The organism is Allobranchiibius sp. GilTou38, assembly GCF_017565325.1.
GTDB classification, from domain to species: domain Bacteria; phylum Actinomycetota; class Actinomycetes; order Actinomycetales; family Dermatophilaceae; genus Allobranchiibius; species Allobranchiibius huperziae.
Map to the genome: position 1 here is coordinate 672,564 of NZ_JAGEKN010000006.1, position 13,632 is coordinate 686,195.

Annotated in this window: 13 protein-coding genes; 9 read left to right on the plus strand and 4 right to left on the minus strand. The window is 70.3% G+C overall.

Annotated elements, in window-relative coordinates; all coding sequences use genetic code 11:
* Nucleotides 1-167 precede the first annotated feature (167 nt).
* Nucleotides 168-1,019, minus strand: coding sequence for a DMT family transporter (locus JOB34_RS08290; RefSeq protein ID WP_208052229.1), 852 nt, complete (start codon nucleotides 1,017-1,019; stop codon nucleotides 168-170).
* Nucleotides 1,016-1,825 carry an isocitrate lyase/phosphoenolpyruvate mutase family protein gene (locus JOB34_RS08295; RefSeq protein WP_208052230.1) on the minus strand — a complete coding sequence of 270 codons (810 nt, stop codon included), beginning with the start codon at nucleotides 1,823-1,825 and terminating at the stop codon, nucleotides 1,016-1,018. The genes JOB34_RS08290 and JOB34_RS08295 overlap by 4 nt, the downstream gene beginning before the upstream one ends.
* 222 nt (nucleotides 1,826-2,047) lie before the next feature.
* Here JOB34_RS08295 and JOB34_RS08300 point away from each other — a divergent pair, with 222 nt between their 5' ends.
* The 8 genes from JOB34_RS08300 (at nucleotide 2,048) to JOB34_RS08335 (ending at nucleotide 11,285) form a co-directional block, all read left to right on the plus strand.
* Nucleotides 2,048-2,641: a DUF3000 domain-containing protein gene (locus JOB34_RS08300; protein WP_179481271.1), complete on the plus strand. Its 594-nt coding sequence runs from the start codon at nucleotides 2,048-2,050 to the stop codon at nucleotides 2,639-2,641.
* Nucleotides 2,638-3,948 carry an HRDC domain-containing protein gene (locus JOB34_RS08305; protein WP_208052231.1) on the plus strand — a complete coding sequence of 437 codons (1,311 nt, stop codon included), beginning with the start codon at nucleotides 2,638-2,640 and terminating at the stop codon, nucleotides 3,946-3,948. Before JOB34_RS08300 ends, JOB34_RS08305 begins: the two co-directional genes overlap by 4 nt.
* Before the next feature lie 60 nt (nucleotides 3,949-4,008).
* Nucleotides 4,009-5,244 (plus strand): thiolase family protein, encoded by a 1,236-nt coding sequence (locus tag JOB34_RS08310; RefSeq protein WP_208052232.1) that lies wholly within the window; start codon nucleotides 4,009-4,011, stop codon nucleotides 5,242-5,244.
* Complete coding sequence (locus JOB34_RS08315; protein ID WP_208052233.1) at nucleotides 5,244-7,364, plus strand: 3-hydroxyacyl-CoA dehydrogenase NAD-binding domain-containing protein; 2,121 nt, start codon at nucleotides 5,244-5,246, stop codon at nucleotides 7,362-7,364. Before JOB34_RS08310 ends, JOB34_RS08315 begins: the two co-directional genes overlap by 1 nt.
* Nucleotides 7,365-7,528: 164 nt before the next feature.
* The gene (locus tag JOB34_RS08320) at nucleotides 7,529-9,058 is read left to right on the plus strand and encodes a UDP-N-acetylglucosamine 1-carboxyvinyltransferase (RefSeq protein ID WP_179481281.1); all 1,530 of its coding nucleotides are present in this window, start codon (nucleotides 7,529-7,531) and stop codon (nucleotides 9,056-9,058) included.
* A gap of 89 nt (nucleotides 9,059-9,147) precedes the next feature.
* Nucleotides 9,148-9,936: a glycerophosphodiester phosphodiesterase gene (locus JOB34_RS08325; protein WP_347813781.1), complete on the plus strand. Its 789-nt coding sequence runs from the start codon at nucleotides 9,148-9,150 to the stop codon at nucleotides 9,934-9,936.
* A gap of 135 nt (nucleotides 9,937-10,071) precedes the next feature.
* On the plus strand, nucleotides 10,072-10,692 hold the full coding sequence (locus tag JOB34_RS08330) for an ATP-dependent Clp protease proteolytic subunit (RefSeq protein WP_208052234.1): 621 nt from the start codon (nucleotides 10,072-10,074) through the stop codon (nucleotides 10,690-10,692).
* Nucleotides 10,689-11,285 carry an ATP-dependent Clp protease proteolytic subunit gene (locus tag JOB34_RS08335; RefSeq protein ID WP_179481286.1) on the plus strand — a complete coding sequence of 199 codons (597 nt, stop codon included), beginning with the start codon at nucleotides 10,689-10,691 and terminating at the stop codon, nucleotides 11,283-11,285. Before JOB34_RS08330 ends, JOB34_RS08335 begins: the two co-directional genes overlap by 4 nt.
* Before the next feature lie 14 nt (nucleotides 11,286-11,299).
* Here the strand turns inward: JOB34_RS08335 and JOB34_RS08340 are convergent, their stop codons facing one another.
* A complete protein-coding gene (locus tag JOB34_RS08340) occupies nucleotides 11,300-11,650 on the minus strand; it encodes a helix-turn-helix transcriptional regulator (protein ID WP_208052235.1) in 351 nt (116 codons plus the stop codon).
* 106 nt (nucleotides 11,651-11,756) lie between these two features.
* On the opposite strand from JOB34_RS08340, the gene JOB34_RS08345 reads away from it, so the two are divergent.
* On the plus strand, nucleotides 11,757-12,218 hold the full coding sequence (locus JOB34_RS08345; RefSeq protein WP_208052236.1) for a GNAT family N-acetyltransferase: 462 nt from the start codon (nucleotides 11,757-11,759) through the stop codon (nucleotides 12,216-12,218).
* A gap of 97 nt (nucleotides 12,219-12,315) precedes the next feature.
* Here the strand turns inward: JOB34_RS08345 and fdhA are convergent, their stop codons facing one another.
* The gene (fdhA, locus tag JOB34_RS08350) at nucleotides 12,316-13,527 is read right to left on the minus strand and encodes a formaldehyde dehydrogenase, glutathione-independent (protein ID WP_208052237.1); all 1,212 of its coding nucleotides are present in this window, start codon (nucleotides 13,525-13,527) and stop codon (nucleotides 12,316-12,318) included.
* Nucleotides 13,528-13,632: the final 105 nt, after the last annotated feature.

Below are 13,632 nucleotides of genomic sequence, written 5' to 3' on the forward strand. Positions count from 1 at the left end.
CACCGGTCCGCGTCCGCCATCCGCGGGTCGGGTGGGTTGCCGGCGCGGCGGTCACTTTCCTGCGCTGACGTTCACCGGGGCGGTGGGTTGTCGGCGCCGCGGTCACTTCCCCCCGCCTCTCCATGTGCCCGCTGTGGCCCGCTCGGCCCGCAACGTGCGCGCGTCGTTCAGGACACGGTGAGTGCCACCCCGACGACGGCGCACATCACGCCCACGAGCTGCACCCGACGCAGCCGCTCGTGCAGGAACCCGCGCGCGAGCAGCAAGGTCATCACCGGATAGAGCGACCCCAACACGCTCACCACACCGACCGCTCCACTGGTCGAGGCGATCCCGAAGAGCGCGTTGGCGCTCAGATCCGCGCTACCGACGAGCATCGCCAAGGGGATCAGGCGTCTGCTCAGGTGCGGGCCGGGGATGCCGCCCGGGCGGGTGCGCCACACCGTGAACAGCAGCCCGAGCGCCACGATGCTCGTCACCCGCATCGCCCACAGACCACCGAGCACGCTGGTGGCGCTCGCCTGGTGCAGCAGGTAGAGCGCCAGTCCGAATCCCACGGCCGCGACCACGGCGAGCCCCAGCGGTCGACGGGAGACCTCGCCCGACAGCTCGGGCCCCGAGGCCAGGGCAGCGCCGGCGAGCGCCAGCGCCATCCCGGCACCGGTCAGCAGACCGATGTGCTCGCCGCCGAGGACACCCAGGACCACCGGCACGATCGCGCCGAGCGCTGCGATCGGCGAGACGACTCCCATCGTCCCGGAGGACAGCGCCGCGTAGAACGCGCAGAGCCCGACGCATCCGCACAGCCCGGCGAAGGCGCCGTACACCGGCCAGAGGCCGCTCTGCGGTGCGTGGCCCGAGCTCACCGCGACCGCCATCGCGACGCACGTGATGATCAGCCCGCCCACCTGCGACGTGAAGACCACCTGCACGGCGTGCGCACGGCGGGTGAACAGACCGCCGGCGAAGTCGGAGCTGCCCCACACCAGGCTGGACAGCAGAGCCAGCAGGTAGGTCACCGGCGACCGAACGCGTCCCGGTGTTCGCGCGAGACGGCGCGGTCGGCGTACGACATCGTCCCCTGCTCTGCGAATTCTCCTGCGGCCCGGACCATCTCGCCGTACGCCGCCCACGCGAGGGCACCGCCCAGCGACACCCGGCGCACGCCCCACCCCCGCAACGACGACACGTGCGGTCCACCAGGCAGCTGCAGGACGTTGACCGGTGCCCCGATGCCGACCACGGCGCGCACCTGCTCCTCCGAGGTGATGCCGGGCGCGTAGAGGACGTCGCCACCGGCATCCCGGTACGCCGTCAGCCGGGTGACGGTGTCGTGCAGATCGCCCGCGTCGTAGAGGAAGTTCTCGCACCTGACCGTTAGCAGCATCCCGTGCTCGTGCGCGACGGTCGCCGCAGCGCGCACCCTGGTCGTCGCGTCGTCCAAGGGCAGCACGCGGCCGGCGGACTGGTCGTAGTCCTCGAGGGACACACCGGCGGCACCCGCCTGCGCGAGCAGCTCGACGCTGTGCTCCACTCCGCCCGGATCCCGCGGGAAGAGATCCTCGGCATCGACCTGCACCGGCACGTCGACGGCAGCACAGACCGCGGTGACGTGCTCGACGAGCACCTCACGCGTCACCTGCTGGTCGTCCAGACCGAGGGTTGCCGCGAGCCCGGAGCTGGTGGTGGCCAGCGCCGGGAAGCCGAGCGGGCCGGCGAGCAGCACGGCCGACCCGACGTCGTACGGATTGGGGATGAGGAACGTCCCGCCCCGGTGCAGATCGGCGTAGCGACGGCGCAGGTCCTCGGTGGTGACGGTGCTCATCGCAGCATCGTGCCAGCCCACGGCCGCGCGGTGCCTGCAGGTTTGCGTCGGCGCTGACGGTTTGCGTTGGCGGCCAGCGCTGCGGTCCTGGCCGCGGACGCAAACCGTGCACATCCCCGATGCCGACCCAGACACACCTGGCCGACTGCCACCGTGCGGCATGACGCGGCGGAACGGCGCGTCGCACGGGATTCGAGCGAATGTACGACCTACGCTGCACGAGTGGGTACCCGAAACCTTGGCGGTGACGCCGCGGCGGATTTCCAGCGCGCGACACGCGAGGTGGAGGCCGTCGGCCTGCGCCCCGAGGTGCGTCTGACCGAGGTCCCCGCGCCGACCCGCATCGCGCCGTACGCCGTGGCGCTGACGGCGGAGGTCGTGTCCAGCACCGAGGACGACGACGAACTGGCGAGTGGCCGGTTCGTGCTGCTGCACGACCCGTCCGAACCCGAGGCATGGGGCGGTGCGTGGCGCGTGGTGAGCTTCGCACGCGCCGAGCTGGAACCTGAGATGGCGACCGACCCGATGCTGGGTGACGTGGGATGGAGCTGGCTGACCGACAGCCTGCAGTCCTGCGACGCGCACGCCGTGGCCGAGGCCGGGACGGTGACCCGCGTGGTGTCGCAGGGCTACGGCGGGCTGGTCGACAACGGCACGAGCGTGGAGATGGAGGTCCGCGCATCGTGGACCCCGGTCGCGCCCGGCGGTGTCGGCCTGGGCGCGCACTTCGAGGCCTGGGGCACGCTGCTGTGCACGATCGCCGGCCTGCCGCCGCTGCCGGAGGGCGTGGTCGCGCTGCCGGGCCAGCGTCGATGACACCCACCGGAGACGAGGCGCCCGTCGAGACCGAGAGCGCAGCGGAGCAGGACGCTCCGTCGTACCCGATGCTGGACAGTCCTGCCGACGGCGTTCCCGACGTCATCGTCGACGAGCGGGCCCTGACCGCCGCGGCGGACGCCATCGCAGCAGGTCACGGACCCGTCGCCCTGGACGCCGAGCGCGCCTCGGGATTCCGCTACGGCAACCGTGCCTACCTGGTGCAGCTGCGCCGCGAGGGCGCCGGGCTCTTCCTCATCGACCCGATCGCGTGCCCCGACCTGTCGCCCGTCAACGACGCCATCGGGGACGCCGAGTGGGTGCTGCACGCGGCCACCCAGGACCTGGCCTGCCTGGCCGAGGTCGGCCTGCGCCCCCGGGCCCTCTTCGACACCGAGCTGGGCGGTCGCATCGCCGGGCTCAAACGCGTCGGGCTCGCGGCCGTCATCGAGCACTACCTGGGAGTGACTCTCGCCAAGGAGCATTCGGCGGCCGACTGGTCCACCCGCCCGCTGCCCGAGCCCTGGCTGCGCTACGCCGCGCTCGACGTCGAGGTGCTGACCCAGGTGCGTGACCTGATGTACGCCGACCTCGAAGCCAGCGGCAAGCTCGACTGGGCCCTGCAGGACTTCCAGGCGCTGCTGTCGTTCACCGGGCCGCCGGTGCGCACCGACCCGTGGCGCCGCACCTCCGGTATGCACAAGATCCGCGAACGCCGCGCCCTCGCTCGCGTGCGCGAGCTGTGGCAGACGCGCGATGCCCTCGCTCGCGACAAGGACATCGCACCGGGCCGGTTGCTGCCGGATGCCCTCATCGTCGCGATGGCCACGACCCCGCCGACCTCGGCCGAGGAGATGAGCGCCCTGGGCGCCGCGCCGCCCGCCCCCGGCGCTCCCCCACGCAGGTCCCGCAAGCCGCATCACGGATTGCTGCGCTACCAGCGCGACTGGCTGACGGCACTGGAGCGCGTGCGCGTCATGCCCGAGCGCGCGCTGCCTCCCGCCTCGGTGCGCGGCGACGGTCCGCCGCCCGTGCGGGCGTGGGCCGACCGCAACCCCGTGGCCGCCGCCCGCCTGTCCCAGGTGCGCGACCGGCTCGGCACCTTCGGTGAGGAGCACAGCGTGCCTCTGGAGAACCTCGTCACACCCGAGAGCCTGCGCCGCCTGATCTGGAACGCCCCGAAAGTGTGGGACGAGAGCATGATTCGCGAGCAGCTCGCGTCGCACGGCGCCCGCCCCTGGCAGGTCGACGCCGTGACGCCGCTGGTCGTGCAGGCCGTCGAGGATCACCCGGCTACTGACGAGTAACAATTCGGTCTAGAGTGGCGGAGTTCGACCAACCCACCACTGCAATCCTCTGGAGGCGCCGTGCCCCGCACGCTGTCAGAGGTCGTTTTCGTCGACGGCGTGCGTACGCCGTTCGGCAAGGCCGGCGAGAAGGGCATCTACGCCCAGACCCGCGCCGACGACCTGGTCATCAAATGCATCCGTGAGCTGCTGTGCCGTCAGCCGCAGCTGCCGCCGGAGAAGGTCGAGGAGGTCGCCATCGCGGCGACCACCCAGATCGGCGACCAGGGTCTGACCCTGGGCCGCATCGCCTCGCTGCTCGCCGGTCTGCCGAAGACCACGCCCGGCTACTCCGTGGACCGGATGTGCGCCGGCGCGATGACCGCCGTCACCAATGTCGCCTCGAGCATCGCGTTCGGCGCGTACGACATCGCCGTCGCCGGTGGCGTGGAGCACATGGGACGCCACCCGATGGGTGAGGGCGTCGACCCCAACCCCCGCATCGTCGCCGAGAAGCTCGTCGACCCCAGCGCGCTGGTGATGGGCTCGACCGCGGAGAACCTGCACGACCGCTACCCCGAGGTCACCAAGGAGCGCTGCGACGCGTTCGCCGTCGGAAGCCAGACCAAGCTCGCCGCGGCGTACGACGACGGGAAGATCCAGCCCGACCTGGTCGACGTCGCCACCCGGCACGCAGAGCTCGGCTGGGGTCTTGCGACCGCCGACGAGCCGCCGCGCCCCGACACCACGTTGGAGAGCCTCGCGAGCCTGAAGACTCCGTTCCGCCCGCACGGTCACGTCACCGCCGGCAACGCCGCGGGCCTGAACGACGGCGCCACCGCGTGTCTGCTCGCCTCCGAGCAGGCGGCTGCGGACCTCGGTCTGCCGGCCGCGATGCGGATGGTCAACTACTCCTTCGTCGGCGTGGAGCCGGAGGTGATGGGCATCGGTCCCGTCCCGGCCACCGAGAAGGCCCTGAAGAACGCCGGTCTCTCGATCGAGGACATCGGCCTCTTCGAGCTGAACGAGGCCTTCGCCGTGCAGGTGCTGACCTTCCTGGATCACTTCGGCATCGCGGACGACGACCCGCGGGTCAACCCGTGGGGCGGCGCCATCGCCGTCGGCCACCCGCTGGCCTCCTCCGGCGTGCGCCTGATGACCCAGCTCGCGCGCCAGTTCGCCGAGCACCCCGAGGTGCGCTACGGCCTCACCGCCATGTGCATCGGCATCGGCATGGGTGGCGCGGTGATCTGGGAGAACCCGCACCACGCCGACTACGTCCCGAGCATCCAGACCACCACGGACGGAGCCGCCTGATGACGACGACCACTCAGGACCAGACGCAGCAGCTCACCCAGCCCGACGAGGTCGTCACCCACGCGCACGTGCGTGACCTCCAACTACCCGGCGGTGCAGGCACATTCGCGCTGATCACCCTCGACAACGGCTTCGACCACACCAAGCCCAGCAGCTTCGGCGCGCAGGGCCTGCGCGAGCTGAGCGAGGCCCTCGACACGCTGCACGCGCGCGCGGAGGCCGGCGAGATCGTCGGCGCCGGCGTCACCGGCAAGCCGTTCATCTTCGCCGTCGGTGCCGACCTGACCGGGGTCCCGTCGATCACCACCCGGGAGCAGGCGTACGAGATCGCCCGCCTCGGGCATGCGACGTTCCAGAAGCTGTCGGACCTGCCCGTGCCGACCTTCGGCTTCATCAACGGCGCCTCGATGGGTGGCGGTGTCGAGTTGCCGCTCTACGCCGACTACCGCACGATCTCCGCGGACGTTCCGGCGTACGCCACGCCGGAGTGCTTCCTCGGCCTCGTGCCCGGCTGGGGCGGCACCTACCTGCTGCCGCGGCTGATCGGCGTGCAGGACGCGCTCACCCTGATCGTGGCCAACCCCCTGGCCAACAACAAGATGATCGGCGGCAAGCAGGCGTTCGAGCTCGGCGTCGCCGACCGGCTGCTGGAGCCGGTGACCTTCCTGGAGGACTCGCTGGCCTTCGCCGCCGGCGTCATCGCCGGCACAGAACAGGTCGAACGCCGCGAGGTCGACCTGGACCAGACCGCGTGGGACGCCGCGATCGAGGCCGCCCGCGGCCAGGTCGAGGGCCGCACCGGTGGCGCCGCCCCGGCCCCGCTGCGGGCGCTGGAGCTCATCAGGGCCGCGCGTACGGCGGATCGCGCCACGGCGTTCGAGGCCGAGAACGACGCCCTGGCCGACCTGATCATGAGTGACGAACTGCGCGCCGGGCTCTACGCCTTCGATCTGGTGCAGAAGCGGGCCAAGCGCCCGGCGGGCGCCCCGGACAAGTCGCTGGCCCGCAAGATCACCAAGGTCGGCGTCGTCGGCGCCGGTCTGATGGCCAGCCAGATGGCGCTGCTCTTCGCCCGTCGCCTGCAGGTGCCGGTCGTACTGACCGACCTGGACCAGGCGCGCGTGGACAAGGGCGTCTCCTACTGCACCGATGAGATCGACAAGCTGCTCGCCAAGAGCCGGGTCTCCCCCGACAAGGCCAACCACCTGAGGTCGCTGATCTCCGGGTCGGTCACCAAGGAGGCCTTCGCCGACGCCGACTTCGTCATCGAGGCCGTTTTCGAGGAGATGTCGGTCAAGAAGCAGGTCTTCGCCGAGGTCGAGGCCGTGGTCGGCGAGGAGTGCGTGCTCGCCACGAACACCTCGTCGCTGTCGATCACCGAGATGGCCGCGGAGTTGAAACACCCCGAGCGCGTCGTGGGCTTCCACTTCTTCAACCCCGTCGCGATCATGCCGCTGCTGGAGATCATCCGTGGCGACGCGACCGACGACGCGACTCTCGCAACGGCGTTCGCCACGAGCAAGGGCCTGAAGAAGACCTCGATCCTGGTCAAGAACTCACCGTCGTTCGTGGTCAACCGGCTGCTCGGCCGCTTCATGGGCGAGTCGGGCGCGATCGTCGACGAGGGCACCCCGATCGAGGTGGTCGAGCGCGCGTTCGGCGGCCTCACGCCGATGCCGCCGTTCATGCTCATCAGCCTGGTCGGACCGGCCATCGCCCTGCACAACAGCGAGACCCTGGCCGGTGCGTTCCCCGACCGGTTCAAGGCATCGCCCAACCTGGCCAAGGTCGTCGAGGCGAAGATCGCCAGCTTCTACGGCGCGGACGGCACGATCGACCCGGTGGTGCTCGACCTGTTCGAGGCACCCGCCGACCCGACCGTCCTGACCGAGCAGGAGGTCCGCGACCGCGCGCTGTCAGCGCTGGGCGACGAGGTGCGCCGGATGCTCGACGAGGGCGTCGTCGCAGCCGCTCAGGACATCGACCTCGCGATGATCACCGGCGCCGGCTTCCCGTTCTGGAACGGCGGGGTCACGCCCCTGCTCGACCGGACCGGGATCTCGCAGGAGGTCACCGGCGAGCGGTTCCTCGCCCCCGGCGTGGCCAGCGTCCCGGCGTAGCCCGCTGCCGTTACCGTCGGGAGTACGGGTGTGCGCTTCACGTGGCGCACCCGTACTTTCGATGAGGCACTTGCTCCACCCCCAATCCTGCTGAACGCCGCCGATCCGCGACACGCCGGTCGGCGGCGTTCGTCGTTATCTCATATATGAGATACGCTCGCCGCATGACGGATGACTACCTGGACCGCGTCGGCACCCTCATTCGCGACGCCCGCCGCCAGCGCAAGCTGACCCAGTCCGAGCTCGCCGAATCCCTGCAGACCTCCCAGAGCGCGGTCGCCCGCATCGAACAGGGCAAGCAGAACCTCAGCCTGGAGATGGTCGCCCGGATCGGCGAGGCCCTCGACACCGAGGTCGTGCAGGTCGCCACCAACACCCCTCTCAACCTGCGCATCAAGGGCGGTCACAAGCTCTCCGGTGAGATCGACGTGCGCACCAGCAAGAACGCCGCCGTCGCCTGCCTGTGCGCCTCCCTGCTGAACAAGGGCAAGACCACGCTGCGCAACCTCGCGCGGATCGAGGAGGTCAACCGGATCACCGAGGTGCTGAACTCCATCGGGGTCAAGACCCGGTGGCTGCCCGACTCCAGCGACCTGGAGATCACACCGCCGGCCCGCCTCGACCTGGATGCGATGGACGAGGCCGCGGCGCAGCGCACCCGCACGATCCTGATGTTCCTCGGCCCGCTGCTGCACGAGTTCGACGACTTCAAGCTGCCGAACGCCGGTGGCTGCGACCTCGGCGCCCGCACCGTGGAGCCGCACATGCACGCGCTGTCGGCGTTCGGTCTGCAGGTGGAGGCCAGCCACGGCTACTACGTCGCGACCGTCAACCGCGAGGTCGCCGCCGGAGCGACGATCATCCTCACCGAGCGCGGCGACACCGTCACCGAGAATGCGCTCTTCGCCGCGGCGCGCTTCGACGGCACCACCACCATCCGCAACGCCAGCCCCAACTACATGGTGCAGGACCTGTGCTTCTTCCTGGAGAAGCTCGGGGTGCGCATCGACGGCATCGGCACCACGACGTTGATCGTGCACGGCCGCCCGCACATCGACCAGGACGTGGAGTACCACCCGTCCGAGGACCCGATCGAGGCCATGTCGCTGCTCGCGGCCGCCGTCGTCACCACCTCGGAGATCACCATCAAGCGGGTGCCGATCGAGTTCATGGAGATCGAGCTGACCCTGCTGGCGAGTATGGGGATGAAGTACGACCTGTCGCCGGAGTACACCTCCGCCAACGGCCGCACCCGCCTCGCCGACCTGCGCACCATTCCCGGCCCGCTGGTCGCGCCGAAGGACAAGATCCACCCGATGCCCTTCCCGGGCCTCAACATCGACAATCTGCCGTTCTTCGCCGCGATCGCCGCGGTCGCCGAGGGCCAGACGATGATCCACGACTGGGTCTACGAGAACCGCGCCATCTACCTCACCGAGCTCACGCCGCTCGGCGCGAAGGTGCACCTGATGGACCCGCACCGGGTGCTCATCGAGGGCCCGACCCGCTGGCGCGCCGCCGAGGTCATGTGCCCGCCCGCGCTGCGGCCGAGCATGGTCGTGCTGCTGGCGATGCTGGCCGCGCCGGGTGAGTCGGTGCTTCGCAACGTCTACGTCATCAACCGTGGCTACGAGGACATCTACACCCGGCTGAACGCGCTCGGCGCTGACATCCAGTCCTTCCGCGACATCTGATCCGTGCCGCGCGGTTGTCAGCGGATTCACGGCGCCGATGCCACGAATCCGCTGACAACCGAGTGCATCACCGGGCGGATGAGACCAACGTGAGGGGACGCGCCGACGTGACGCCGCGTACGCCGTACCTGGACTGGCCGGGCCCCATCGCCATGGCCCACCGGGGGTTCTCCCGCGACGGCTTGGAGAACTCGATGGCGGCGTTCCGCGCCGCCGTCGACCTGGGGTACGCGTACGTCGAGACCGACGTGCACGCGACCGCCGACGGGGTGCTCGTGGCCTTCCACGACAGCTCGCTCGACCGGGTCGCCGGGCGTAGCGGCGCGATCGTGAACCTGCCGTGGCGCGAGGTCGAGACGGCTCGGATCGGTGGGGTGGAGCCGATCCCCCGGTTCGACGAGCTGCTCGAGACGTGGCCGCAGCTACGTCTGAACATCGACTGCAAGTCCGACGCTGCTGTCGCACCGCTCGCGGACGCGATCGAGCGGCACCGCGCGTGGGACCGGGTGTGCGTCGCGTCGTTCTCCGACCGACGACGGCGATCGGTCCTCGCGCGGCTGACCCGTCCGGTGGCCACCACTGCCAGCCCCGTGCTCGTCGGGGTTGCCCTGGCATTCGGACGGACACCCCTGGCGCGTACGCCGATCGGAGCCGTCGACTGCCTGCAGATCCCCGAGCACACCCGCAAGCTGCCGGTGCTGACCCGCACGCTCATCCGCCAGGCACACAGGGCCGGCGCCCAGGTGCACGTGTGGACCGTCGACGAGCCGGCGGCGATGCACCGCCTGCTCGACCTCGGCGTCGACGGGCTGATGACCGACCGCGCCGACCTGCTGCGCGAGGTGCTCATCACACGCGGTCAGTGGCACGAGGTCTGAGCGCCGTCCCTCGAGTGTCCGCGGTTCCGTGCGGACGTATGCGCGATGGTGCGGACACTCGCCTACGCCGGTAGCGGATCTGCTGTCAGCAGCGTGACCTGACAGCGAATGCGCAGCGGTGGCAACGTCGTTCGCATGAGTGACGACGAGACACCCACGGTCAATCCTCTGGACGCCGACTTGGAACGACGGCTGCTGCAACGGCGCACGCTGCTGCTCGGCGCCGCGCTGGAGGAGGCGAACGGCAATCGGCTCTGCAACGCGCTGCTGCTGCTGGCCGCCGAGGACGCGCACGCCGACATCCGGCTGCTCATCAACTCCCCCGGCGGCTCCGTCTCGGCCATGCTCGCCATCCGCGACTGCATGCGGGTCATCCCGAACGACGTGAGCACGGTGGCGCTCGGCGCCGCGTACAGCGCGGGACAGTTCCTGCTGAGCTCGGGCACCAAGGGCAAGCGGTACGCGCTGCCGCACGCCCAAGTGCTGCTGCACCAGGGCTCGGCCGGCTTCGGCGGCACGGCGATGGACATCGCGATCCAGGCCGGACAGCTGCGGCACACCCGGGACACGGTGCTGTCGCTGGTCGCGCAGGACACCGGGCAGGACATCGCGACCGTCGAGCGCGACTCGCAGCGCGACCGCTTCTTCACGGCGCAGGAAGCCCTCGACTACGGCTTCATCGACGCGATCGTGGAGTCGATGGACCAGGTCGGGCCCATCGCCTCCCGCACCGCCGGACTGGGGGCGACGCGATGAGCTCCTACACGGTGCCCTACGTCACGACCCGCAGCGAACGCGGCGGTGACCGCACGGTCGACGTGTTCAGCCGGCTGCTCGCCGACCGGGTGGTCTATCTGGGCACGGCGATCGACGACGGCGTCTCCAACGTGCTGATCGCGCAGTTGCTGCACCTGGAATCGGACAACCCGGACCAGCCGATCAACTTCTACATCAACTCCCCCGGCGGATCGATCTCGGCGATGCTCGCGATCTACGACGCCATGCAGTACGTCCGCGCGCGGGTCGAGACGACCTGCGTGGGTCAGGCCGTCTCCACGGCGGCCGTGCTGCTCGCCGGCGGCGCACCCGGATACCGGCAGATGCTGCCGCACGGTCGGGTGGTGCTGCATGCGCCGGCAGCCGAGGGACGTGGGGCGATCCCGGACCTGATCCTGGAGGCCGAGGAGGTCGACCGGGTGCGGACGCTCCTGGAGGAGTTGCTGGCGCAGCACACCGAGCACACGCCCGAGCAGGTCCGGCGCGACACCGAGCGGGATCTGGTGCTGACCGCCGACGCCGCCCGCGCGTACGGCGTGGTCGACACCGTCATCGCATCGCGGAAGGCGTGAGTGGCGGGGCATGCTCAGGCGGCCAGACGAAGCTCCGCCTGCTGGGACGTCGAGCTCGGTGCGCCCGAGCCGGCGGCCAGCTGGTCGCGCACGCGCGAGGTCAGGTCGAGCAGCGTCAGGTCGAGTGCTCCGCCGATGGCCGCCAACATCTCCGACGACGGCTCCTTGCGACCCCGCTCGACCTCCGAGAGGTACTGCGGGGAGACCCCTGCGCGGCGGGCCACGTCCGCCAGCCGCTCGGCGCGGGCGGTCCGCTCCCGTCGCAGCTGCTGTCCCAGCAGCTGGCGCCACAGCGGCTCACCCCGGCGCGCCGCACGTCGTACGCGCGCGTCGTCGGGTGACGGGAAGGGCACCACACCTCGCATACGGCGAGACTAGGCCGCGGCGCCGGTGCGGTGGACGGATTCTGCTGCGAGCAGACAGCCCGTCTCGGTTCCAGGCCGACGTCGCAGCCTCGGTAGGCTCGCAACCATGGTGTCCGCACTGACGATTCGAGAGTCCGGCCCGAACGACTGGCGTGCGGCGGGCGAGCTGCGATGGGCGTGGGACATCGAGGACGGCGACGCCCCGGCGTACGAGCACGACGAGTTCGTCCGCACCTTCGCCGACTGGATCGGCGCGCAGCAGGCGACCCACACGTGCTGGGTGGCGCAGGAGGGTGAAGCCATCGTCGGCATGGCGTTCCTGGTGCGCACACCCCGGCCGCCGCGACCATCGACCGGTGACCGCTGGGTGGCCGAGATCCAGTCGGTGTACGTACCGGCGAGCCACCGGGGGCGCGGGATCGGCTCACAGCTGGTCGACACCCTGATCGAGCGGGCGCGCACCGCCGGCTCGGACCGCGTCATCGTGCACTCCCGGCCGAAGTCGGTGCAGGTCTACCACCGCGCCGGTTTCGCGACCACCCCCCTGCTCATGGAGCGCACGCCGTGAGGAAGCGGCCGCACCCTGACGGCGTTCGCGTCGGTTGACGGCGTTCGAACGCCGTCAACCGTGCGAAACACCGTCAGAGTGGCCGTGTGCCGGTCGGTCAGGCAACCATCCCGTGCGGGTCGATCACGTACTTCTTCGCCGCGCCCTTGTCGAAATCGGCGTAGCCCGTGGGTGCCTCGTCCAGGCTGATCTTCGTCGCGTTGACCGCCTTCGCGATCTGCGCCTTGTCACGCAGGATCAGGTTCATCAGCTGGCGGTTGTACTGCTTCACCGGGCACTGACCGGTCATGAACGAGTGCGACTTCGCCCAGCCGAGGCCCAGCCGGACACCGAGGGTGCCTTCCTTGGCGTTGTCGTCGGCCGCACCGGGGTCGCCCGTCACATAGAGCCCCGGGATGCCGATGCCGGCGCCCGCACGGGCAATCGTCATGCAATCGTTAAGCACCGTGGCCGGCGCCTCGTCGGCGTCCGCGCCGTGCCCGCGCGCCTCGAAGCCCACCGCGTCGACGGCGGCATCGACCTCCCGCTCGCCCACGACCTGCTCGATCAGGTCGGCCAGGTCGTCGCCACTCGACAGATCCACGCTCTCGCAGCCGAAACTGCGCGCCTGCGCGAGGCGTTCGGCATTCATGTCGCCGACGACGACCACGGCCGCACCGAGCAGCTGCGCGGCGTGTGCGGCGGCGAGCCCGACCGGACCGGCACCTGCGACGTACACCGTCGAACCGGTGGTGACGCCCGCGGTGTACGCGCCGTGGTAGCCCGTCGGGAAGATGTCGGACAGCATCGTCAGGTCCAGGATCTTCTCCATCGCCTCCTCGCGGTCCGGGAAGGGCAGCAGGTTGAAGTCGGCGTACGGCACCATCACGTACTCCGCCTGCCCGCCGATCCAGCCGCCCATGTCGACATAGCCGTAGGCCGCGCCCGCCCGGGCCGGGTTGACGTTGAGGCAGATGCCGGTCTTGCCCTCGTTGCACATCCGGCACCTGCCGCACGCGATGTTGAACGGGACCGAGCAGATGTCGCCCTTCTTGACGAAGAGCACGTCGTCGCCGAGCTCGACCACCTCACCGGTGATCTCGTGGCCAAGGGTCTGACCGACCGGGGCCGTGGTCCGGCCGCGCACCATGTGCTGGTCGCTGCCGCAGATGTTGGTCGTCACCAGCCGCAGGATGGCGGCGTGCGGCGCGTCCTTCTTCAGTTTCATCCCCGAGACCACGTCGTCCGGGAGCGTGAGCGAGGGATAGTCGATCTCCTCGACGGCGACCTCGCCCGGACCCTTGTAGACGACGACTCTGTTGCTTGCCATGACTGCGACCTTCCTGGATCGGATGTCACGCGTGATGTGACCTAGGTCATATCAACGTAGCCATCGGGCCTGAGCGGCGCATCTGGTTGACGTAGGTCCTCCGCG